We start from the raw sequence: 21,422 nt of genomic DNA, 5'->3' as shown, positions 1-21,422 counted from the left end.
AAGCAGCACTTCTCGGCCCACGCAACGCAGTTCATGCAGCCAGGGCCGCGCGGTTCATGCAGCCAGGGCGGCCGAAATCGGTTCGTCCCGCCTGGGCTGCACCGCAGCCGAGCTACACCCCTTCGGCAGCATCACGCTCCATCGGCGACTGGTCGGGGGTCCGCTTCCAGTCGGGAGCCTCGCCGCCGATCAGGTTCAGCAGCACGGCCTGGGCCGCTTCGCTGACGTGGCTCCGCTGCATGCTGTAGATGCCGGGCCACACCTGCCACTCGCGGAGGAACGAGTCCCGCAGCTCCGAGCGCGAGCGCTCCCGCTGCGCGATCCGGATAACAAAAGCCTTGTCGTGACCGTGGTCTAGGGCGGCGCCCGCCTGGTTCGGGCCGAGGCCGAAGACCTCTTCCATGAACTCGGGGCCAACATTCTCGGGTGAGCCCGGGTCGTCCAGACGCAGGGCGTACATGCCCGTCGCCGAAGTCCCTACCGGCTCGAACCATGCGAACATGTCCGACTCCTCGATCTCGGTCCCGTCGCGGTCGGCGAACAGGTCTTCCAACGAGCGTCCGGAGTCGGTCGCCTGCTTGGCCATCTCTTCTGCTTTGGCGAGGGCCAGCTCCGCCGCCTGCTTGTGCTTCCAGGCCGCGACAACCTCGTCGCGGAGTTTGTCGAGGCTAGGCTCGCTCTCTTTCTCCTCCTCGATCTTCATCACCAGGTAGAAGTTGCGGTCGGTGTCGTAGGCGGTGTCGGGCTCGAAGAGCGCCATCCCGTCACGGCGGAAGACCTGCACCGCCAGCGGCCGCGACTGGTCGGCCTGCTGGAAGTAGTACATCAGCGTTGGGGACTCGAGCTTCTGCATCTCGAAGAACGAGAGCAGCTCGGTTTCGCCGTACTCGAGGCCGTTGTCGGCCGCCAGCTTCTTGAAGTCGACCAGCGCCGCGGGCGGCTCCGGAGCGTCCTTCTCCGCCGCCTCGGCGTCGATGCGTTGCGTGAAGTAGACGTTGTAGTCCCGCTTGAGGACCGCCATCAGGTCGTCCAGCTTCTGCTGCTGATTGGTGATCGCCTTCTGCTGGGCAAGGTTCGTCCGGATTTCCTCGGTCACCTCTTCTAGCGGCTGGTACTCAACCTCCGGCTCGGGGTCGTTGGTCGTCGGTTCATCGGCCGAGGCGGCGTCGTCCTGACCGTCGTCGGCGGCGGCCGCTTCGCCGTTTTCCATGAAGTCGTCGAGCGGGCTCGACCCGCTTTCAGCTGGCTCGGCAGCATCGTCACCGGACGCCGGGGCCTCGCCCTCGGAGGCCTCCGCGTCTTCGCTGGCTTCTTCGTTAGTCTCGTCGCTGGCCTCTTCCTCCTGCAGGAAGCTCGCCAGGCGGAACGGGCTGCGGGCGTTAACGCTGCTCGATTGCTCCGGGGCTGCCTCGGTCGACTCCTCGTCACCTTCTGCGGGCGGATCGGTATCGCCCGCGTCGTCGCCGTCGGCAGTCGGTTCGTCGGTAGTCGATTCTTCGTCGGCGAGCACGTCCGCCGTCATTTCTTCGGTGTCGGCCTCTTCTTCCGACGCGTCCTCTGCGGCTGCTTCGTCGTCGGCCGTTTCGGTCTCGGTGGCGTCGTCCTCGGTCGCGTCTTCTTCTTCGGTTGGGTCTTCCTCGGCGCCCTCAAGGCCGGTGGCCGGCATGAACATGTCGGTCGCCGACTTGACGAACATCGCCTTGTTTTCTTCGTAGTACGCGGCGATCTCCTCGTCGGTCACCTCGTCGCGGGCAGCTTCGAGCGCCTGGGCGTAGTCGGTGCGGGCCCACTGCAGCTTGGCCTTCGCGGGCCTGCGGAAGCCCGGGGTTGGCGAGGGGAGCTGGCGGTTGTTGACGATGACGGGCGTCGGGACGACGTCGCGGTACTCTTCGAAGAACTCTTTGAGTTCGGCGTCGGTTGGATCCTTCACCTCCGAGACGAAGTCGTCGACGTCGAGGGCGGCGGTCTCGACCACGACGCGGTCGTTGACCTTCAGCCAGTCGGACCACCGCTGTTCGGGAGTGACGGTCGCCTGGGCGTAGGTGTGGCTGGCGAGGTAGCTCTGCGAGAGCAGGGCGTCGCGGAGCAGGTCGAACATGAATTCTGGGGTCGCCCGGCTGCGGCCGAGGTTGATCCCGCCGATCATTTCCCGCATGGTCGCCCGGCTGACGCGGTCGCGTCCGAGGGCCAGCAGGTACTCGACGATGGTGTCGTCGCTGATCATCATGCCGGCGTCGCGGGCGGCGTCGGCCAGCACCTGGGTGCGGAGGACATCGCTCTCAACGCCTTGTTCGTACTCTGTGGCGAGCCGCAGCGGCTGGACCCGTGGGGGCAGGTTGGCGGGGGCTCCGGCCGCGACCGCCTCGTAGGCTCCGACCTGCTCGACCTGCCGCAGGAACGCGGCCAGGATATTCCGCTTCGCCACCAGCGAGCTGAGTTCACCCTCGGTCAACTCGCCGCCGTCCCAGCTCACCGCCACCTCGCCGAGGTCACGCTGACCGCCGCCTCCCCCGCCCTGCGACGCATTCAGCCACTGCATCAGCGGGTCGGCTACGACAAAGGCCAGGATGCACAGCATGCCCAACGCCACCACGGCGACCTTGCTGTGCTTGCGGAAATAGTCAAAAGATGAATTAGCCATTTTCTGCTTTACGGTTGAGCATTTCCGCCCCCAAGCGGCCGGGGGCACACTTGACAGCGTCTGCGGCGGGTTCCTATATCCTTGACAACCCGACCAATCGATTAGAAGCGGGCAATTCTATGGCAGATTGACGTAAATGCAATGGCAATCGGGAGTGTGGGCGACTCCGGCTGCCGAAATTCGACTAACACCAGTTCACCTAAACAGGGATAGCGTCCTACGATGATCTCAGGACCCCACCGTCGGGGCCGGGACCGCGGCCGACAGGACGACGCGAATAAGTAGGAAGCAATGGCCAAGAAGAAGGCAGCAAGCGGGTCTCCAACCAACGCGTTAGTGATTGTGGAATCACCCGCCAAGGCCAAGACCATCGGCAAGTACCTCGGCAAGGGGTACACCGTCGAGGCCTCGGTGGGGCACGTCCGTGATCTGCCGCAGGGCGCCAAGCAGATCCCCGCAAAGTACAAGGGCGAGCCCTGGGCCAACCTCGGGGTGAACGTCGAGGACAATTTCGCGCCGATCTACGTGGTTTCCCCCGGGAAAACCAAGCAGATCAAGCTCCTCAAAGACCAGCTCAAGAAGGCCGACACCCTCTACCTCGCGACCGACGAAGACCGCGAAGGGGAGGCCATCAGCTGGCACCTGCTCGAGCTCCTCAAGCCGAAGGTGCCGGTGCACCGGCTGGTGTTCCACGAGATCACCAAAGACGCCATCCAGGCGGCTTTGGCCGAACCCCGCGAGGTCGACGAGGGCCTGGTCCGCGCCCAAGAAACCCGCCGCATCCTCGACCGCCTCTACGGCTACGAGGTCTCGCCGCTGCTGTGGCGGAAGGTCCGCCCCAAGCTGTCGGCCGGCCGCGTGCAGAGCGTCGCGGTCCGGTTGATCGTCGAGCGCGAACGCGACCGCATGGCGTTTGTCTCCGCGACCTGGTGGGACCTGATCGGCACGTTCGCCAAGTCCGACGGGCAGAAGCTCGAGGCGGGCATCGTCTCGGTCGACGGCCGCAAGATCCCCAGCGGCTCCAACTTCGACCCCCACACCGGCCTGCTCAAGAACGCCGACATGCTGCTGCTGGACGGCCCGGCGTCGGCGGCGTTGGCCGAGAAGCTCCGCTCGGGCGAGTTCACCGTCAGCAAGGTCGAAGAGAAGCCGTACACGACCAAGCCGTACGCCCCGTTCACCACCAGCACGCTGCAGCAGGAGGCGAACCGCAAGCTCGGATTCACCGCCCGCCGGACGATGGGCGCCGCCCAGAGCCTGTACGAGAACGGTCACATCACTTACATGCGTACCGACTCGACCAACCTGGCCAAGGTGGCGGTCGAGGACGCACGCAACCTGGTCGCCAGCGAATACGGCGACAACTACCTGCCTAGCGAACCCCGCACCTACACCGGCAAGGTGAAGAACGCCCAGGAGGCCCACGAGGCGATCCGCCCCGCCGGCCACCCGTTCCCGCTGCTGTCGGACCTGAAGAGCACGCTCAACTCCGACGAGTTCAAGATCTTCGAACTCGTCTGGAAGCGGACGGTCGCCAGCCAGATGGAGAACGCCCGTGGCCGCCGGATCGTCGTGACGATCGAGGGGGGCGGCTGCGTCTTCCAGGTCAGCGGCAAGACCATCGACTTCCCCGGCTACCTGCGGGCGTATGTCGAGGGCTCGGACGATCCGGACGCCGAGCTGGCCGACCAGGAGAAGTCCCTGCCGAGCGTCGTGGAGGGTGAGAAGCTCTCCTGCGTCGAGATGCTCAACAAGGACCACACCACCCAGCCCCCGAGCCGCTTCAGCGAAGCCGCGTTGACCAAGGCGCTCGAGGAGAAGGGCATCGGCCGCCCGTCGACCTACGCGTCAATTATCGACACCATCCAGGCCCGCAACTACGTGTTCAAGAAGGGCGGCGCGTTGGTGCCGACCTGGGTCGCGTTCAGCGTCATCAAGCTGCTCGAGGACCACCTCGGCGGGCTGGTCGACTACCAGTTTACCGCCGAGATGGAGGACGACCTCGACGCCATCAGCCGCGGCGAGAAGCAGTACCTCGACTACCTCAAGAACTTCTACTTCGGCAACGGCAAGCCGGGCCTGAAGAAGCAGCTCGAGAACAAGATTGACGACATCGACCCCCGCAGCGTCAGCCGCATCAAGATTGGCGAAGCCGACGGCGACGAGGTGTTTGTGCGGGTCGGCAAGTTCTCTCCGTTCGTTGAGAAGGGCGAGCGGAAAGCTTCGCTGCCGGAGGAGCTGCCGCCGGACGAAGTCAAGCTCGAGTACGCGTTGGAACTGCTGCTGCAGGCCGCCAAAGCCGACGAGCCGCTGGGAACCTGCCCGGAGACCGGCAAGCCGATCTACCTCAAGACCGGCCGCTTCGGACCGTACATCCAACGCGGCACGATGGAGGACGACGAGAAGCCGAAGAACGCCTCGCTGCTCAAGGGGATGAGCGTCGACGACGTCGACCTGGCCCTGGCCCTGAGGCTGCTCAGCCTGCCGCGGGACCTCGGCGTGCACCCCAAGCTCGAAAAGAACATGGTCGTGCAGAACGGCCGTTTCGGCCCGTACGTTAAGTGCGGCGACGAGACCCGCAGCCTGCCGGCGGAGGTCTCGCCGCTGGACGTGACCGTGGAGCAGGCGATCGAACTGCTCAACCAGCCGAAGGCCCGTGGCCGTGGTAGGGGCGCCGCCAAGCCGCCGATCAAGGAGTTCGACGAGTCGCCGATCACCGGGACCAAGGTCCAGCTGCTCGAGGGCCGGTACGGACCCTACGTGACCGACGGCGAGACCAACGCCTCGCTGCCCAAGGGAGCCGACCCCAACGAGCTCGACTTCAACGAAGCCCTCAACCTGCTCGCCGCGCGGGCGGCCGCCGGAGGGTCTAAGAAGAAGACCACCAAGAAGGCCGCGAAGAAAAAGGCGACCAAGAAGGCCGCCAAGAAGAAGACGACGACAAAGAAGGCTACCAAGAAAAAGTAGCAGCCGGCGTTTATCCGCGAATGCTGGCTCGACGTGGCGCCGGTTACTCCGCGCCCCCCTCGGGCGGCAGCAGAGCCTGGTTGGCCGACCACGGCCCGTCGATCTGCAGGCTGAGCTTCGAGCGGTCCCGCGGGGGGATCACCAGCGGCGGCGATTGTACTCCCGGTGCGAGGTTGCCTAGTTTCCGTCCGTTGCCCCCGACCAGCACGAGCCGGCCGGTTGGGTTCTTGCTGAAGTCGACCAGCGGCTGCATGCCGGACTCTTGGGCCTTGCGGCGCGACGTGTCGAGCCAGCCGCCTATCCAGGCGACCGAGGTCAATGCCTCAGGGCAGTCTTCGAGCGTCAGCGGTCCGCTGTCGTACCGCCCGCACGAGTGGCAGGCAATGTTCCCGGATCCACGGAAGCTGCCCATCGTGCCGCACCGCCGCCAGTGCGTGCGGACGAAGATCATGCGGGTGGTCTGCGGGCAGTCGAGGTCAACGCCGCGGTCGAGGCTCTTGAACACGCAGTCGACGAACGTGTACGCGTCGCATCCATTGGAGCCGTAGACGCCCAGCCCGTAGTGGCCGGCCTGCTCGTCCATGGCGAGCCCGCCGAGCAGGTCGGGGATGTCGTCCTTGGCGTCGTGCGTGCGGCGGTAGAAGCCGCACTCGGCGAAGGTGTGGTCACCCGAGTTGCGTCCCTCGGCGTTGCTGTCGGTGATGAGGCAGCCGGGCGTGGTGCGGCAGAAGTTGACGCCGCGGATCTCGATCCCCCGGCAGCCGGTCATCTGGATGCCCGCCACGCCCTCGGGCAGGTCGAAGCAGACAATGCACGCGCGGCTGAGGTTGTTCGCCCACCAGGCGCGGCCCCAGCCCGCCGGGTCCATCAGCGTCCGCGACGGCCCTGCCAGCCGCAGCGAGTGCACCGAGTTGAGCACGATCGGCTCGGTCACGACGTGCACGCCGGCCGCCAGGGTCCTGGGCTCGCCCGACAGGGCCGACGCTACCCACTCGGCGACGGTTTCCGCGGCTTCACCCGCGTGGAGCGTGTTCGGCAGGAGCAGCAGGCAGAGCAGCAGCAGGCAGCGCATTCGGGTCATGTCGACAAGCGGGGGACAATGGGCACTCAGATGGATGGCTACCAAGGGTACGCCAGCCAGGTGGCCGAGGTTCCGCAAAATGTCGGGCTTAGGTGTCGCGTTCGGCCACCGCGTACGCCGTGGCGTGGCTGCGGCAGTGGCTGATGCTGACGTGGATGCGGTGGATGCCCGACCGCTCCAGCGCGTCACGCGCCCCGCCCTGCAGCCGCACGACCGGCGCGCCGGAGGCCTGCTTGTAGACCTCGATGTCGCGCCACGAGATGCCCCGCACCCAGCCGGTCCCCAGCGCCTTGAGCACCGCCTCCTTGGCCGCCCAGCGGCCCGCGTAGTGCTGCGTCGCGGCCCGCTGGCTGCTGCAGTACTTGATCTCGTGCTCGGTGTAGACGCGGTTGATGAACAGCTCGCCGTGCCGCTCAATCATCTTGGCGATGCGGAGCGTTTCGATAATGTCCGTGCCGATGCCGACGATCATTGGGGGCGCTAGTTGGAGGGCGCTGGGCGCTATTTCTTGGGCGCTAACTCTTGGACGCAGGCGTTACTCACCAAATCGCATTGCTGGCAGCGCAGGACGGCGGCCGAGAGCCAGCGCCCAGCGTCCTCCAACCAGCGCCTGCGGCTATTAGCCGAGCGCCTGGCCTAGGTCGGCGATCAGGTCCTCGGAGTTCTCCAGCCCGCACGCCAGGCGGATCATGTTGTCGGGGATTCCGAACTTCTTCCGCTCTTCCGGCGTGCGCTTGAAGTAGCTCATCACCAGCGGCTGCTCGATCAGCGATTCTGCGCCGCCCAGGCTGGGGGCGATGCGGAAGATCTTGGCGCCGTCGACGACGTCAGCCGTCTGGCGCCAATCGGCGTCCTTCACGAGGAAAGTCACCAGCCCGCCGTAGCCCCGCATCGTCTGGGCCGCCACCTCGTGGTCGCGGTGCGACTCGAGGCCCGGGTAGTACACCTTCTCGACCCGCGGGTGGGCCTCCAGGAACCGGGCGACCGCCAGGCCGTTCTCGTTGTGCCGCTGCATGCGGAGCTCGAAGGTCTTAAGCCCGCGCGACAGCAGGTAGATGTTCTGCGGCCCGTTGACGCCGCCCATGATGCCGCGGAGGTCGCGGACGCTGGCCATCTGCTGCTTGGACCCGCACACGACGCCGGCCAACAGGTCGTTGTGGCCGCCGAGGTACTTGGTGGCCGAGTGCAGCACGTAGTCGACGCCGGCCTCGATGGGCCGCAGGTTGTACGGCGTGGCGAGCGTGGCGTCGATCATGGTCTCGACGTCGTGCTGGCGGCCGATCTCGGCGAACCGCTCGAGGTCGACGCAGCTCTGGTGCGGGTTGGTCGGCGACTCGCTGACCAGCATCCGCGTGTTGGGCGTGATCGCGTTCTCGAGGGCCTGGTAGTCGCCGGTCTTGACCTCGTGGGTCACCACGCCGTAGCGGGAGAGGTGGTCCTTGCAGAACTGGCGGCTGCGGTGGTAGCACTCGTCGAAGAAGATGACCTCGTCGCCCTGGCTGAGCTTGGCCATCAGCAGCCCGACCAACGCGGCCATGCCGCTGGAGAACAGCACGGCCGACTCGGCGCCCTCGAGCGCGGCGAGCTTCGCTTCGACCACTTTCTCGCCCGGGTTGCCGTAGCGGCCGTACTCCTCGCGGGGCTGGTCCTGCTCGATGAAGTTGATGATCGACTGCGTGTCGGTGAACGTGTAGGTCGACGCGCAGTAGATCGGGTCGGTGATCGAGTCGCCCGGCTTCTGGCGGGCCTCGCCGGCGTGGACCGCGACGGTCGACGGGCCGGGGGCGCCACTAGACTGGGAAACAGGCGGGTCCGGCGACTTGCGGTCGGCGTTCGGGTTCTTGGCTTCTTGCACTGTGGGGTGGGTCGTTTCCGTCGTGGCCATAGGTAGGCGCGCCTCGCGCTGGTGATTTCGGGAGGCCGACGGCGTCAAACGAAACGAGCCGCCAACCTATAACTCAGGCTCGCGGCTGCTTGGCTTTCCACATGCATTGGAGTACGCCCAGCCACAGGCGAAGATCAATCACAACAAATCAATCACAGCAGGCTGGTGCGTTGGCTCTTTAGCAGTTTCGGCTGCAAGCGGCCACAAATCCCGAGGTGCCTTAAGCTTAGCTCAACGGTCGGCCGGCGACAAGCGTCCGTGCCAGCCATTGCGCGGGACTGCAGCCGACCAACGAGGGGAATGTCGGGGCCACGTCCAAAAGTCCGAAACATCGATTGGAGGGGACAAAACCCCGACGCTTGCCGCTCCCTGGTTATTGTAAGTCGCTCTGTGTCAGGGCTTTACGTTGATGGATCTGAGAGTGGTCGCCGGGGTTTTGTCCGCCGACCGTACCACCAGCTGCACGACCGATGCCGGATCGACATTGGGTTCGCAAATACGCTTTGAGCCACCCCGTATTGGACCACGGGCGTGGCCGGGCCGCTACAAGAATCCGGAAAGATTGATGCGCCCGACGAACCGGACGCTAACGCGTGCCGGCTGATGGGCAAAACGGCTGCGGCAGACGCTTTCGGTTTTCTTAAGGCCATTCCTCAGTTCACCACAAGCTCTGCCTTGAGGGTCACCCAGGTGAGGGGGAAGCCCTCGCCGTTGCCGTGGGCCTGTTCGGCGCCGGTGAGCATCGTCCGCAGCTCCGCCGTGCTGAGCTTGCGATTAGCGACCGCGCCGATGTTGTGCAGCGAACGCAGCGCAGCGATCGCCGACTCGTGCTGCTGAACGCGCTGGCAGACCTCGTGACGCAGGACCTCGAATCCGGCGCCGCGGAAGCAGGCGAGCCACTCGGCTTCGCTCCGCATCGGCACCGGGAAGAACCGGCCGCTGGCGGTGGCGAACTCCTGCAGCGAGCCCTGCACAAAGATCGCCACCAGCGCGCGGCCCCCGCTGGGCAGCGCTCGGCGCCAGTGGGTGAGCACCCGCTCGGGATCGACTGCCCACTGGAGCAAGCTGCAGGCGTAGAGCCGGTCGTAGCCCTCCGGCAGCGGCGCCCACGCGTCACGTTGTTCCCATCGGGCGGCCGGAACGCAGCGGTTGCCCTCGGCGACCATCTGCTCCGAGAGGTCGGTTGCGGTGAGCTGCTGGAAGCCCTTGGCAGCCAGGATCTCGGTGAATAGGCCGGTCCCGGCGCCGAGCTCCAGCGCGGACAACTGCCGACAGTCCGGCTCGACCCACTCGCCGCACCACGCGGCGATTTCACGCTGCACGTGCGCGTGCGTACGATACTGCTGGGCGTGCTCACCGAACCTCATAGCGACAGCCCCGCTCCGGCGGCCAGCTCCGACAGGTCGTGCCCGACGCCCTGGAGGACATGGAGGGCGGGGCACAGCTCCTTCAGCCGCTCGGCGTCGAGCAGCGGATCGGCCCCGCCCACCCAGCACTCGACGTCTTCGAGCGTCCACTCTTCGGCCGAGCGGTTGAGCAGCTGCTCGATCCCCCAGCGGAGGTCGTCGACAGGGAGCGGGAGCTCGGTGGGTCTGGGCATCTTGAGTCCAGCCCGGTCGTAGAAGTCGTGCACGGTCGTCAGCGGGTCCTTCTTCAGCATCCGCAACAGGTACTTTAGTTGGGCGCTCCGCACGTTTCCGCCCTGTCCCGACTCGGCCCGGAAATCGGTGAACGGCGCCAGCAGCACCACACGCTCAAACCGCTCGGCCAGCTTCGGCTCGGAGAGCAGCAGCATGGCGCCGGTCGAGTACCCAACCAGCACGTTCGCCTGGGCGTCCGCCAGGAGTTCTTGCCAGTTGGGCGACGGCGGGATGACCTGCAGGTTGGTTTCGGGGGCGGCGTCGAGGGCGTCGCGGGCGGCGGCTTCGGACACCGCCCAGCCATTCAACAGGACGGTGGTCATGAGGCGTCCTCCGGTTCTCCCAAGGCAGCGGCGACGCGCGTCAGCACCTCGGGGGCCATGTCGCCCTTGAGCGACAGCCGCACCCGCGCCGTGCCCGGCGGCACTGTGGGCGGGCGGATCAGCGCGGCGAGCACGCCGACCGCCCGCAGGCGGTCTCGGGCGCGTTCGGCCTGATCGATATTGCCGAGGATGATCGGCACGATGGGCGAGTCGCCGTCGGGCGCGTCCCAGCCCTTCGCCCGGAGTTCGGCGCGGAACCGTCTCGACGCGTCGCGGGCCGCCTGCCGCTCGGTGAGGCGTGCCTCGATCACCTCGGTGGCTCGCAGGGCGGCCGCGGCGCAGGCGGGGGCCAGGTAGGTCGAGTAGATGAACTCCGACGCGTAGTTCTCGAGGAACTGCTCGAGCCGCTCGTCGCGTAGCAGGGTGTACGCGCCCATCGAGCCGAGCGCCTTGCCGAGTGTTCCGACCAGCACGTCCACCTGATCCGCCACGCCGGCCTCTTCGACCAGGCCGCTCCCACGCTCCCCGTACCAGCCGATCGCGTGGGCCTCGTCGACCAGCCAGACAAAGTCGTGGGCGCGCTTCAGCTCGGCCATGCGGCCCACATCGGGGTAGTCGCCGTCCATGCTGAAGACCGACTCGGTGACGACAAAGGTGACGCCGTCGGTGGGGGGGCGTTCGGCGAGCAGCGACGCCAGGTGGTCCAGGTCGCAATGCCGGTAGCGGGTAAGCCGGGCGCCGCTGTCGAGGATGCCGTGCACCATGCTCTTGTGGATCAGCCGATCTGCCAGCACCAGGTCGCCGCGCCGCGGCAGCTGCGACAGCACCGCGCGGTTGGCCGCGAAGCCGCTGTTCCACACAAGGCCGTGCGCGAAGTCGTGCCACTGCTTCAGCCGCGCCAGCAGCAGTTCGTGGGCAGGACCAAACCCGGTGATCAACGGCGACGCGCACGCCGAGCAGCCGTAGCGCTCGATCGCCTCGCGGGCGGCGGCCTGCACCTCCGGGTGCTTCGAGAGCGACCAGTAGTCGTTGTCTGCCAGGTTGACGAGGCCGGCCTGCGGGGCGTGCATCTGCACGCGGCGGAGCAGTCCCTCGTTGCTGCGGCTGCTGAGGGCCGACGCGATTCGGGTTGCCAGTATCTCGTTCAACAGTGCGACCAGTTCAACAGTTTGATAAACGGTGCAGGGGACGGGCGCCGGCCGACTGCCACCGGAAGGCTGGTGGCTCGCGGACACCGGTCAGCCCATCTACCCTAGCCGACCCCGCCGCGTTGCGGGAGGGACGACGCTAAGAGCCCCGCAATCAAGGTGGCGCCGGACGCCTGGTCGCGTGCCTTGCCCGTTGCTCTTGACCCCTCTGGCCGGTCCTGCGAATCTCTCCGCGCGACTCTAACGACGCTAGCATGGGCCGCTCTAGGCCCGCCCCCGCCCTAGCCGATTCTTGATCCTATGACGATGCGCACCCCCCTCGTGTTGATGACGCTGCTGGGCCTTGGCTCAGCGGGCTGCCAGTCCCCGTACTACGCCGACCGTGGCGCCGCTACCGGCGGCCTGGCGGGCGCCGGTATCGGTGCGCTTGTGGGCAGCCAGACCGGCAACGCCGGCGCAGGTGCGGCTATCGGCGCCGGGATCGGCGCGCTGACCGGCGGCGTGGTCGGCGGCGAGATGGACCGCATGGCTGCGGAGAACCGAGCCGCCATCGCCGCCCAGATGGGCCGCCAGGTCAACGCCGGCGCGGCCACCATCGACGAGGTGATCGCCATGAGCAAGGCGGGCGTCGACCCGCGGCTGATCACGCAGTACGTCCAGACGTCGGGCGTGGCCCGGCCGCTAACCGCCAATGAGGTAGTGCTGCTCTCGCAGAACGGGGTCCCGACCCAGGCGATCCAGGCGATGATGAATCCGCCGGCCCCGCCCGCGGTCGCCCAGGTCTCGGCGGCCCAACCGGTGATAATTGAGGAGCACCACTATGGTCCGCCGGTGTTTTATCCTCCGCCGCGGCACTACCACTCGTATCACCGGCGTGCTTGCGGCCCCCGCGTGGGATGGTCGGTCAGCGTTGGGCACTAGCCCAATCGCCGCCTGCCCCGATTTGGTAGCGTCGACGTAACTGTCGAACTATAGTGGGGTTAGGCATCTTGAGGTGTGCTCAAGGCCTCTTTCTGTGCGTCGCGACCGCGACGCTCAAAAACGGGCCGCGCGACCCCCGCGCGGGCGTTAGACCGCGGAGAAGGTGTGTTCGGAATGGCTGTAGGTTCCTGCCGAATTTTCTTGGCGATTGTGCTGCTCGCCGCGACTCATGGCGCCGTCGCCTGGGGGGCGATGCCAGAGCTGGTTGGCTTCGTCGACTTGCTGACGCAGGCCGACACGGCTTCCAAGCTCGACCTGTCCGACGCTCAGCGCTCGGAGCTGATCCAGCTGGCCGACGATCTCGAGATGCAGGGCACCGACGTCTTGTTTAAGGCGAGCCGCCTGCCTGCCGACGAGCAGCAGTCGGCTCTGCGTCCGTTCCGCCTGGAGTCCCAGCGGAAGGCGCTGGCGATCCTGAGCGTCGAGCAACGCGACAAGCTGTCCGCCCTGCTCGGCGAGTCCGAGAACTCAAACTACGACCCGATCGCCGAAGTCCAGGGCGAGCAGCGTGCTTCCAACTCGGCGCCCGCCGCGGAAGAACCGGCTGCCGAATCGATGTCGGCCGCCCCGTCCGAGTCGGGGAACCAGCCGGCCAAGGTCGAGACCGCAGATGTCGGCGGAGCGTCCGCGACTGCCGATGCGCCGATCGAGGATTCAGAGGCGACCCAGCCGCCCGCCGAGACCCCGCCCGCTCGGCCCACCGGCGACGGCAAGCTGACCTTCAACTTCCGCTTCCAGCCGTGGGAGGACGTGCTCGGCTGGTTTGCCGATCAGGCCGACCTGTCGCTGGTGCTCGACGCGCCGCCGAGCGGCACCTTCAACTACCGCGACAGCCGCCGCTACTCGATCGGCGAGGCGCTGGACGTCCTCAACAACGTGCTGCAGACAAAGGGCTACACGCTGGTCCGCAAGGATCGGATGCTGCTGCTGATCAACCTCGAGGACGAGATCCCGCCCAACCTGGTGACCGACGTCGACGTCGACGAGCTGGACGATCACGGCGCGCACGAGCTGGTGCGGGTGCTGTTCCAGGTCCGCAGCATGCCGTCGGGCGACCTGGCCGAGGAGCTCAACGCGATGGTCGGCCCGCAGGGCAAGATTATCGTCCTCAGCAAGGCGAACATGATCCAGGTGACCGAGACCGTCGGCCGGATCCGCGCGATCCGCCGCGTCATCGAGTCGATCGACGGCCCCGGTGACGGCGACATCCGCGAGCTGGCGCTCGAGCACGTGATGGTCGACGAGGCGCTGCCAATCATCCGGCAGATGCTCGGCATTGCGAGCGACGCGCTCGCCACGCCGACCGGCTCGTTGCAGCTGGCGGTCGACCCGCTGGGGGGCAAGATCTTCGCCCGCGGCGACGCCGAGGAAATCGCCCGCGTCAAAGAAGTGCTGCGGCTGGTGGACGTAGAGAACTCGTCGCTGAGCGGCTCGGCCGCGGTTGAGACCCCGCAGCTCGAGGTCTACTCGACCGGCGGCATCGACAGCGAGCTGGTGCTGAAGGTGCTGCAGACCCTGCTGGCCGACGCGCCCGGCGCCCGCATCGCGGCGGACGCCGCCACCGGCAACCTGGTGGCGCTCGCACGGCCTTCGGACCACGCCACGATCCGCGCGACGCTGGCCCAGATGCAGCAGGACGTGCGGCAGGTCGAGGTGATCCCGCTGGACCACGTCGAGCCGACGCTCGCCAAGCTGGCGGTCGACCGGCTGTTCAACACCGGCACCGACGAGAAGCCCGACCCCAAGGCGCCGATTGTCGAGGCCGACCTCAACTCCTACAGCCTGATCGTGCGGGCGACCCCGCCGCAGATCAGCGAGATTAAGAACCTGCTCAATCAGCTCGAAGAGAGCGGCACCGGCGCGCTGGCGAGCGGCGCCGGCGGCACGATCCGGATGGTGCCGCTGACCGGCTCGGCCGCCCGCGGGGCCCTCGCCCAGGTGCAGCAGGTGTGGCCGGCGATCCGCTCCAACAAGATCCGCATTGTCACGCCGTCGGCCGAGTCGGACATCCGCGAGTACCGCCCCAGCGGCGCCGCGGACGACCGCGCCGACGCGCCCGCGGCCCGCGGGTTTGGCGAGCCGGGCATGGAGGATTTCTTCCGCTGGCTCGACCAGGGCCAGGGTGTGCTGGAAGAGGAGTCGCCCCGCGAGCCGATGCCGCAGGACCCGAGCGCCACGGCAGGTCGACCCTCGCCATTCCGCTTCGCGGCCCAGCAGCAGCCCGCGGCGCAAACTCCGACCGGGCCGCCTACCGAGTTCAAGACCAAGAGCGGCGCGACGATCATTGTGGCCGAGGGCCCGGGCGGTTTGCTCTTGGCGAGTGAGGACACCGACGCGCTCGACGAGTTCGAGGACCTGCTCCGCTCGGCCGCCGGGCCGACCGCCGGGGGGCGGCAGTTTGCCGTGTTCTACCTGAAGTACGCCGAGGCGGGCGCCGCTAGTGAGATCCTCGGCGCCGTGTTCGGCGCCTCTGGCGGCGGCGGCAGCCTGATGGGCGACCTCGCCGGCGGCGTGATGCAGGACATGGGCGCCGGCATGATGGGCGACCTGCTGGGGCTTGGCGGCCTCGGCGGCAGCTCGGCCGGGTTCAGCTCGGCCGCGGTCGACATCGTGCCCGACATGCGGCTCAACGCCCTGATCGTGTACGCCAATCCCCAAGACCTCGACATGGTCGAGCAGCTGCTGAAGATCGTCGACCAGCGGACCGGCCCGGCCTCGGTCGAGGCGGGCGGCCGGGCGCGGATGATCGTGGTCGAACACTCGTCGGCGGCGGCCGTGGCCGAGGTCGTCAAGCAGGTCTACGCCGACCGCCTGCAGGGCGCCGGGGCCGGCGGCGGGGGGGGGCAGCCGAGCCCGCAGGACCTGATGCGGATGCTGCAACGCGGCGGACGCGGAGGGCAGGGGGGCGGTGGTTCCAGCATCGACCAGGAGCCCTCGAAGATGTCGATCAGCGTCGACACGCGGAGCAACTCGCTGATTGTCCGGGCGCCCGACCCGTTGTTCGAAGAGGTCGCTCAGCTTGTCAAACAGCTCGACGCCGAGGGGCTCGAGACCCCGCAATCGACCCGCGTGGTCTCGCTGCAGCACACCAACGCCTCGGCGGTGAAGGAGGCGCTCGAGTCACTGCTCGGCCCCAACGCCGTGACGACCAACAACAACAACAATCAGCCGGCTGCGAACAGCAACAACGACAACAACCGGGGCGGCAACAACAATAACAATGCCGACGAGATGCGGCGCCGCATTGAGTTCTTCCGCAACCTGCAACGTGCCCGCGAGGGCGGCGGTGGAGGCGGCGGTCGCGGTGGCCGGGGCGGCGGGCGCGGTGGCCGGGGCGGCTAACAGACCGATGGTCGGCCGAGGCAGTCTCGGCTTTGATGCGGGCATCCCCGCAAGCGGCTGTTTGGCTAGATCACCAGCTTGCCAGATCACCAGCTTGCTAGAGCACGCATCCGAGCGGCCGCCGGCGCCAAGCTACTTGTTCGCCAGGTACTCTTCCGGCGTGACTATGCCGTCGCCGTTGGCGTCGTAGCGGGTGAACTCCTCGACCCTGCTGTCCGACCAGCTGGTCGTGAACTCGTGCATCGCGACCTGGCCATCGCCGTTCTTGTCGCGGTCGGCAATCCAGCTCTGGGCGTCCTTGGGGATCCGCTCCTCGGCGGTGACAAACCGGTACGAACGCCGCTCGCCCGAGTCGCTGGATGACGGACGCTCGCGGCCGCGGTCGCTGCCGCTGCTGCCGCCGCGGTCGTCGCTCTTCTCTTCGCTGCTGCTGGAGCTGCGGCCGCGGCGCATCACGATCAGCCGGTTGATCAGCTCGGTGCGGCTGATCTTGCCGTCCCGGTTGGTGTCGGCGTTGGCGGGCGAGCCGCTGATCTTGGTCCACTCGTCGCGTTCGAGGATGCCGTTGCGGTTCTCGTCGTACTTGCGCATCAGCCCATCGGACGATTCTCGGGCGCCCTCGAGTTCCTCGGGTGTCGAGGGGATGAATCCCGAAGTGCCGTCGTCCTGCGACGAGGTGTCGAAGCCGGGGGCTTTGACTTCTTCGGTGGGCTCGCCGAAGTCGAGCGGGTTCTCTTTGTCTTTGTCGTCGTCGCCGCGGGAAGTGCCGGCGAGGGTCTCGATCTTGATCCGCCCGTCGGCCGACACGCCGGCCCGCTCTGCCAGCCGGTCGAGGAAGCCGTGCATCCGCTCGGGCACCTCGGCCTTGCTGACGTAGCCGTCGCCGTCGCGGTCCCAGGAGCGGATGAAGCCGGCCCGGCGGTCTTCGCGGCTGCCGCCGTTGTCGTCCTCTCCGCCTCGGCCCCCCCAGCGGCCGCGGCGGTCGTCGCCGCCGCGATCACCGCGATCACCGCGATCACCGCGGTCGCCTCGGTCACCCCGATCCCCGCGGCGGCCCCGGTCGCCGCCGTCGTCGCCACCACGGTCCCGCCGCCAGTCGCCTCGGCCGGGGGGCTGGGCGAAGGAAGTCGACGGCAGGGCAGAGGCGGCAAAGAACGCCGTCAGGCAGGCCAGCAGCAGGGTTTTGGCGTTCATTGTCTCGAATAGCAGCGAGGTGAAGGGGATCGGGCGCCGCCGCCCGCGAGGGATTAAACCGCTGGGGGCTGGGCAGGCGCCGCTGGAACTCTATGGTAGTCAACCCGCCGGCCGTCAGCGACAGACTGCCTTCCCCCGGCTGGGCGGCGGCGCCCCCCGAGGCCACAATGCGGCCTGCGGCAACGTTCCCCTCCTACGGCTTCCCCCAGGCGTCCTCGATGCGCGGCGAAATCATTGCTATCGGCGACGAGCTTACCACCGGCCAGCGGCTGGATACCAACACCCAGTGGCTCGCCGAGCGGCTGACCGACGCCGGCGTTACCGTGCTGTACCACACCACGGTCGCCGACGACCTGCGGGCCAACATCGACGTGTTCGCCGCCGCCATCCAGCGGGCAGACGTCGTCGTGGCGACCGGCGGACTCGGGCCCACCGCCGACGACCTCACACGGGACGCGCTGGCCGCGGCGGCCGGCGTGCCACTGGAACTCGACGAGGACTCGCTCGTGAAGATCGAGCAGATGTTCGCCTCGCGTGGGCGGGAGATGCCCGAGCGGAACCGGCTGCAGGCCATGGTCCCCGCCGGCGCCAGGCCGATTCCCAACGAGCACGGCACCGCGCCGGGCGTCGAGATGCGCGTCGACCGCCCGGACGGGACCGCCTGCACGCTGTTCGCGCTGCCGGGCGTGCCGGCCGAGATGAAGCCGATGTGGACCGACACCGTGCTGCCGGCCGTCAACGCCCTGCACCCGGCGCCGCGGACGATCCGCCACCGCCGGCTGAAGTGCTTCGGCGTGGGCGAGAGTCAGCTCGAGGCGATGATGCCCGACCTGATCGCCCGCGAGCGCGAGCCGTTGGTTGGCATCACCGTGCACAAGGCGACCATCACGCTGCGGATGACGGCCTCCGGGGCCGACGGGGCGGAGTGCCTGGCGAAGATCGCCCCGACCGAGCAGGAGATCCGCGACAAACTTGGCGTGCTGGTGTTCGGCGAGGAGGACGAGGAGCTACAGGACGTCGTGCTGCGGATGCTGCGGGAGCGCGGCGAGCGGCTCGCCACGTATGACAGCGCTAGCGGCGGGCTGCTGGCCCACTGGCTTTCTCAGGCCGACGTTAGCGAGGCGTTCGCCAACGGTGAGGTCTGCCCGCCGGCGCCGCTTGGCGCCGATCAGGCGGAGAAGCTGGCGGAGCACACGCGTCTGGCGGAGGGAGCCGAGTACGGGCTGGTGCTTGCGCCGGCCGGCGGCACGCAGGAGGTCCCGTCGATTATCGTCGCGGTAGCCGACGCCGAGCGGGTGCAGCACAATGTGTTCCCCAACCTAGGCCACCCCGATATCGAGCACGACCGCGCAGCGAAGCTGGCGCTCAATGAGCTGCGGAAGCGGCTGATGCCGGGTGAGTGATCGGGGCGGTCCCAACCCTGGCGGGGTGGGCTGCTCGGCGCAGCGGTGAACTGGAGTTCGCGACCGCCGTTTACATCACCGCGAAGTAGTTCTCGACCGCGGCGTCGAAGTTCTCGATCGACATCACCGGTTCGCCGCCGACGTAGCGCGTAAAGTTGCGGATCTGCAGCAACAGGTCGCGCGGCTGGCAGCAACGCATCGGGCGGTTCTCGGCCTGGTAGTGTCGGGTGACCAGGTAGTCGAGCGACGCCTGGTCGTACTGCACGCCGACAATCGGGGCCATGATCTCGAACAGCTTGCGGAAGCTGGCCTCGTCGGGGTCGTCGACCTCGATCTTGTACGGGATACGACGCAGGAACGCGTCGTCGACCAGGTCCTTCGGCTCGAGGTTGGTCGAGAACACGATCAGCTGGTCGAACGGCACCTGGATCTTCTTGCCGCTCGAGAGGTTGAGGAAGTCGTAGCGTTTTTCGAGCGGCACGATCCAGCGGTTGAGGAGCTCGTCGGTGGTCATCCGCTGGCGGCCGAAGTCGTCGATCACCAGCGTGCCGCAGTTGCTCTTGAGCTGGACGGGCGCCTCGCTGACGCCGGTGGACGTGTTGAGGGTCACCTCGAGGGCGTCCATCGTGAGCTCGCCGCCCACGACGATCGTCGGCCGGCGGATGCGGACCCAGCGGTTGTCGATGCGGTTGCTGTCGATCAGGCCGTCCTCGGCGGCGAGCGGAGCCTCCTCGTGCATGCTAGGGTCGAACAGCCGCATGATCTCGCCGTCGATGCCCAGAGCCCGCGGGATCCAGACGAACTGCCCGAACGCCTTGGTGATGCGCTCGGCGATGCTGGTCTTGCCGTTGCCGGGCGCTCCATACAGGAACAGGCCGCGGCCAGAGTTGATCGCCGGGCCGAGCCGCCGCAGCATGTTCTTGTTGATCAGCAGGTCCTCGAAGGCGCGGTGGAGGTCGGCCTCGGTGGGGTGCTGGTCGGCGATCGTCTGTTTCTTGACGGCGTCGATGTAGTCCTTGAGCGTGACCGGCGCCGCCCCAAAGTAGGTGCAGTGCTCGGTCAGCTTCTTGCCCCGCTCACGCCCCAACTCCGTTAGCTGGTAGACGTAGTCGTTCATCATCGCCGCGCCCTTGTGGGCGATCAGGCGGTCGTGCTTGAGGCTCTGCAGCAGCGGGTCGACTAGGCGGAACGCCAGCCGCACGTTCTCGGCGATGAAGCGGCCGGTCGCCTCGCTCCGCGAGGTGAGCAGCTTGAGGATCAGGTCCTCGACCTCGCCCTCGGTCAGCCCGCCCGCGGTCAGCGACTGCGGCTCTTCGGGGAGCCACTCTTTACTGACCGGCCGCTGAGCCGCCGCATTCGGCTGCGGTCGCGGTGGTTGAGCAGCCCCTTGAGCAGCCCCTTGAGCAGCCCCTTGAGCGGGACGTTGTGCGGGACGTTGTGCCGTCGGCTGAGGGGCCGACTGCGGGATCCCCGCCATCCCGGCCTGGGGTTCGCTGTCGGCGGTCAACGAGTGGATGCGGCTGAGCAGCTCTTCCAGCCGCTGGTGTTCGCTGCCGCTCGAGGCGGGGGGCTGTTCTTGGGCGAGCGACGCATTCGACATATCAGACCTTCTTGTCCCAGAAGGGCAACGAGTGGATTGGAGAGCGCAGGGAGTCTCTCCCCAACCCTAGGTTGTGTGCGGGGACGGGCAAGTTACTTGTGGCCCTGGTCCGGCGAAAGTTCAGGCTGTAGCGGCACGGGGGGGTGGGGGAGGGCAGGCGGCGCAGAAAAGTAGGGCGTCCGGCGCGCCAAAACGCCAACCCCCGAGACGTGTGATAAGCTTCTACAGTACGCAGTTAAGGCGAATACCTCTCCACCTTTGGCGACGACACCGTGACAGCAACCTCCGAAACGCCCAGCGCCGCAGAAGCCGCCCCGCTCTCTAAGCACCTGTGCGGCGACGTCGACCCGAAGCTCGAGTCGCTCTTTGAGCGCCTGCACAACCTGGCCTCGCCACCCTCGATGGTGCCGCAGGTCCTGGCGGTCGCGACCCGTGAAGACCCCAGCGCCGAAGACCTGCGGATGGTCATCGAGAAGGACCAGGCGCTCTCGGTCCGGCTGCTGACGCTGATCAACTCGAGTTACTACGGGCTGCGGAACGAGGTCTCGGACCTGCAGACCGCCGTTTCGCTGCTGGGCGTCGACAAGGTGAAGAACGTCGCGCTGACGATCGCGATGTCCGAGCAGTTCAAGGCCCCGTCGGTTGTCGGCAACCTCGACCCGCGCCAGCTGTGGGACCACTCGGTCAGCACGGCCGCGGTCGCGCGGCTGATCTCCGGCCGCTGCGGCATCGAGGACCCCGAGGCGGCCTACCTGGCCGGCCTGGTGCACGACCTCGGCCTGAACGTGCTGGAGCAGCACATGCCCGAGCACGCCCCGCGGGTGTACGTCCGGTTTACGGCCGGGCAGGACTGGGTGAACGCCGAGCAGGAAGTGCTGGAGTTCGACCACGCCCAGCTCGGCGCGTACCTGGCCTCGAAGGTCGGCTTCGGCCGCAAGACGGTCGAGGCGATCGAGTTCCACCACGCGCCGATGGCCGCGCCCGAGCGCTCACGCGACCTCGCCGCGTTGATCGCGGCGGCCAACTACCTGGTGACCCGCTGTGGTCACGGCTCGGTCGACCGCCGCCGGATTATGGCCGACGACGCCATCGAGCACCTGAACCTGACCAACAAGAAGCTCCGCGAGCTGTGGGAAGACCTCGACGCAACGCTGCAGAGCGTGTCGGAGCTGACGCACCGCTAGCAGTACTGCGAGCCGGCCGCCCGTGGTAACCTA

Annotated in this window: 14 protein-coding genes; 5 read left to right on the top strand and 9 right to left on the bottom strand. The window is 67.5% G+C overall.

Features of this window, described 5'->3' with window-relative positions:
* Positions 1–112 precede the first annotated feature (112 nt).
* Entirely contained in the window at positions 113–2,641 is a 2,529-nt protein-coding gene (locus tag Pla123a_RS20950; RefSeq protein WP_146590637.1) for a hypothetical protein, read from the bottom strand.
* A 291-nt stretch (positions 2,642–2,932) separates the two neighbouring features.
* Here Pla123a_RS20950 and topA point away from each other — a divergent pair, with 291 nt between their 5' ends.
* Positions 2,933–5,608 carry a type I DNA topoisomerase gene (gene topA, locus Pla123a_RS20945; RefSeq protein ID WP_146590636.1) on the top strand — a complete coding sequence of 892 codons (2,676 nt, stop codon included), beginning with the start codon at positions 2,933–2,935 and terminating at the stop codon, positions 5,606–5,608.
* Between the two features lie 43 nt (positions 5,609–5,651).
* Here the strand turns inward: topA and Pla123a_RS20940 are convergent, their stop codons facing one another.
* The 6 genes from Pla123a_RS20940 to Pla123a_RS20915 form a co-directional block, all read right to left on the bottom strand.
* On the bottom strand, positions 5,652–6,689 hold the full coding sequence (locus tag Pla123a_RS20940) for a hypothetical protein (RefSeq protein ID WP_146590634.1): 1,038 nt from the start codon (positions 6,687–6,689) through the stop codon (positions 5,652–5,654).
* Positions 6,690–6,777: 88 nt separating this feature from the next.
* Complete coding sequence (gene acpS / locus Pla123a_RS20935) at positions 6,778–7,161, bottom strand: holo-ACP synthase (RefSeq protein ID WP_146590632.1); 384 nt, start codon at positions 7,159–7,161, stop codon at positions 6,778–6,780.
* 147 nt (positions 7,162–7,308) lie between these two features.
* The gene (locus tag Pla123a_RS20930; protein WP_146590630.1) at positions 7,309–8,574 is read right to left on the bottom strand and encodes a trans-sulfuration enzyme family protein; all 1,266 of its coding nucleotides are present in this window, start codon (positions 8,572–8,574) and stop codon (positions 7,309–7,311) included.
* A gap of 653 nt (positions 8,575–9,227) precedes the next feature.
* Positions 9,228–9,941 carry a methyltransferase domain-containing protein gene (locus Pla123a_RS20925; RefSeq protein WP_146590628.1) on the bottom strand — a complete coding sequence of 238 codons (714 nt, stop codon included), beginning with the start codon at positions 9,939–9,941 and terminating at the stop codon, positions 9,228–9,230.
* Positions 9,938–10,537, bottom strand: a complete 600-nt coding sequence (locus tag Pla123a_RS20920) for an alpha/beta fold hydrolase (RefSeq protein ID WP_146590626.1) — start codon at positions 10,535–10,537, stop codon at positions 9,938–9,940. The genes Pla123a_RS20925 and Pla123a_RS20920 overlap by 4 nt, the downstream gene beginning before the upstream one ends.
* On the bottom strand, positions 10,534–11,685 hold the full coding sequence (locus tag Pla123a_RS20915; RefSeq protein WP_146590624.1) for an aminotransferase class I/II-fold pyridoxal phosphate-dependent enzyme: 1,152 nt from the start codon (positions 11,683–11,685) through the stop codon (positions 10,534–10,536). The genes Pla123a_RS20920 and Pla123a_RS20915 overlap by 4 nt, the downstream gene beginning before the upstream one ends.
* Before the next feature lie 306 nt (positions 11,686–11,991).
* On the opposite strand from Pla123a_RS20915, the gene Pla123a_RS20910 reads away from it, so the two are divergent.
* Both Pla123a_RS20910 and Pla123a_RS20905 read left to right on the top strand, forming a co-directional pair.
* Positions 11,992–12,606: a glycine zipper domain-containing protein gene (locus Pla123a_RS20910; RefSeq protein WP_197528164.1), complete on the top strand. Its 615-nt coding sequence runs from the start codon at positions 11,992–11,994 to the stop codon at positions 12,604–12,606.
* A 174-nt stretch (positions 12,607–12,780) separates the two neighbouring features.
* The gene (locus Pla123a_RS20905) at positions 12,781–16,008 is read left to right on the top strand and encodes a secretin N-terminal domain-containing protein (RefSeq protein WP_146590620.1); all 3,228 of its coding nucleotides are present in this window, start codon (positions 12,781–12,783) and stop codon (positions 16,006–16,008) included.
* 132 nt (positions 16,009–16,140) lie between these two features.
* Here the strand turns inward: Pla123a_RS20905 and Pla123a_RS20900 are convergent, their stop codons facing one another.
* Positions 16,141–17,202: a hypothetical protein gene (locus Pla123a_RS20900; RefSeq protein WP_146590618.1), complete on the bottom strand. Its 1,062-nt coding sequence runs from the start codon at positions 17,200–17,202 to the stop codon at positions 16,141–16,143.
* 167 nt (positions 17,203–17,369) lie between these two features.
* On the opposite strand from Pla123a_RS20900, the gene Pla123a_RS20895 reads away from it, so the two are divergent.
* The gene (locus Pla123a_RS20895; protein WP_231956579.1) at positions 17,370–18,605 is read left to right on the top strand and encodes a CinA family nicotinamide mononucleotide deamidase-related protein; all 1,236 of its coding nucleotides are present in this window, start codon (positions 17,370–17,372) and stop codon (positions 18,603–18,605) included.
* 70 nt (positions 18,606–18,675) lie between these two features.
* On the opposite strand, the gene Pla123a_RS20890 is transcribed toward Pla123a_RS20895, so the two are convergent.
* On the bottom strand, positions 18,676–20,205 hold the full coding sequence (locus tag Pla123a_RS20890; RefSeq protein WP_146590616.1) for an AAA family ATPase: 1,530 nt from the start codon (positions 20,203–20,205) through the stop codon (positions 18,676–18,678).
* Between the two features lie 272 nt (positions 20,206–20,477).
* Between Pla123a_RS20890 and Pla123a_RS20885 the strand changes: the two genes are divergently transcribed.
* Entirely contained in the window at positions 20,478–21,389 is a 912-nt protein-coding gene (locus tag Pla123a_RS20885; RefSeq protein ID WP_146590614.1) for an HDOD domain-containing protein, read from the top strand.
* Positions 21,390–21,422: the final 33 nt, after the last annotated feature.

This window comes from Posidoniimonas polymericola (assembly GCF_007859935.1).
GTDB lineage: Bacteria > Planctomycetota > Planctomycetia > Pirellulales > Lacipirellulaceae > Posidoniimonas > Posidoniimonas polymericola.
The sequence above is the reverse complement of the archived record's forward strand: the minus strand, read 5'-3'. Positions and strand labels throughout refer to the sequence as shown.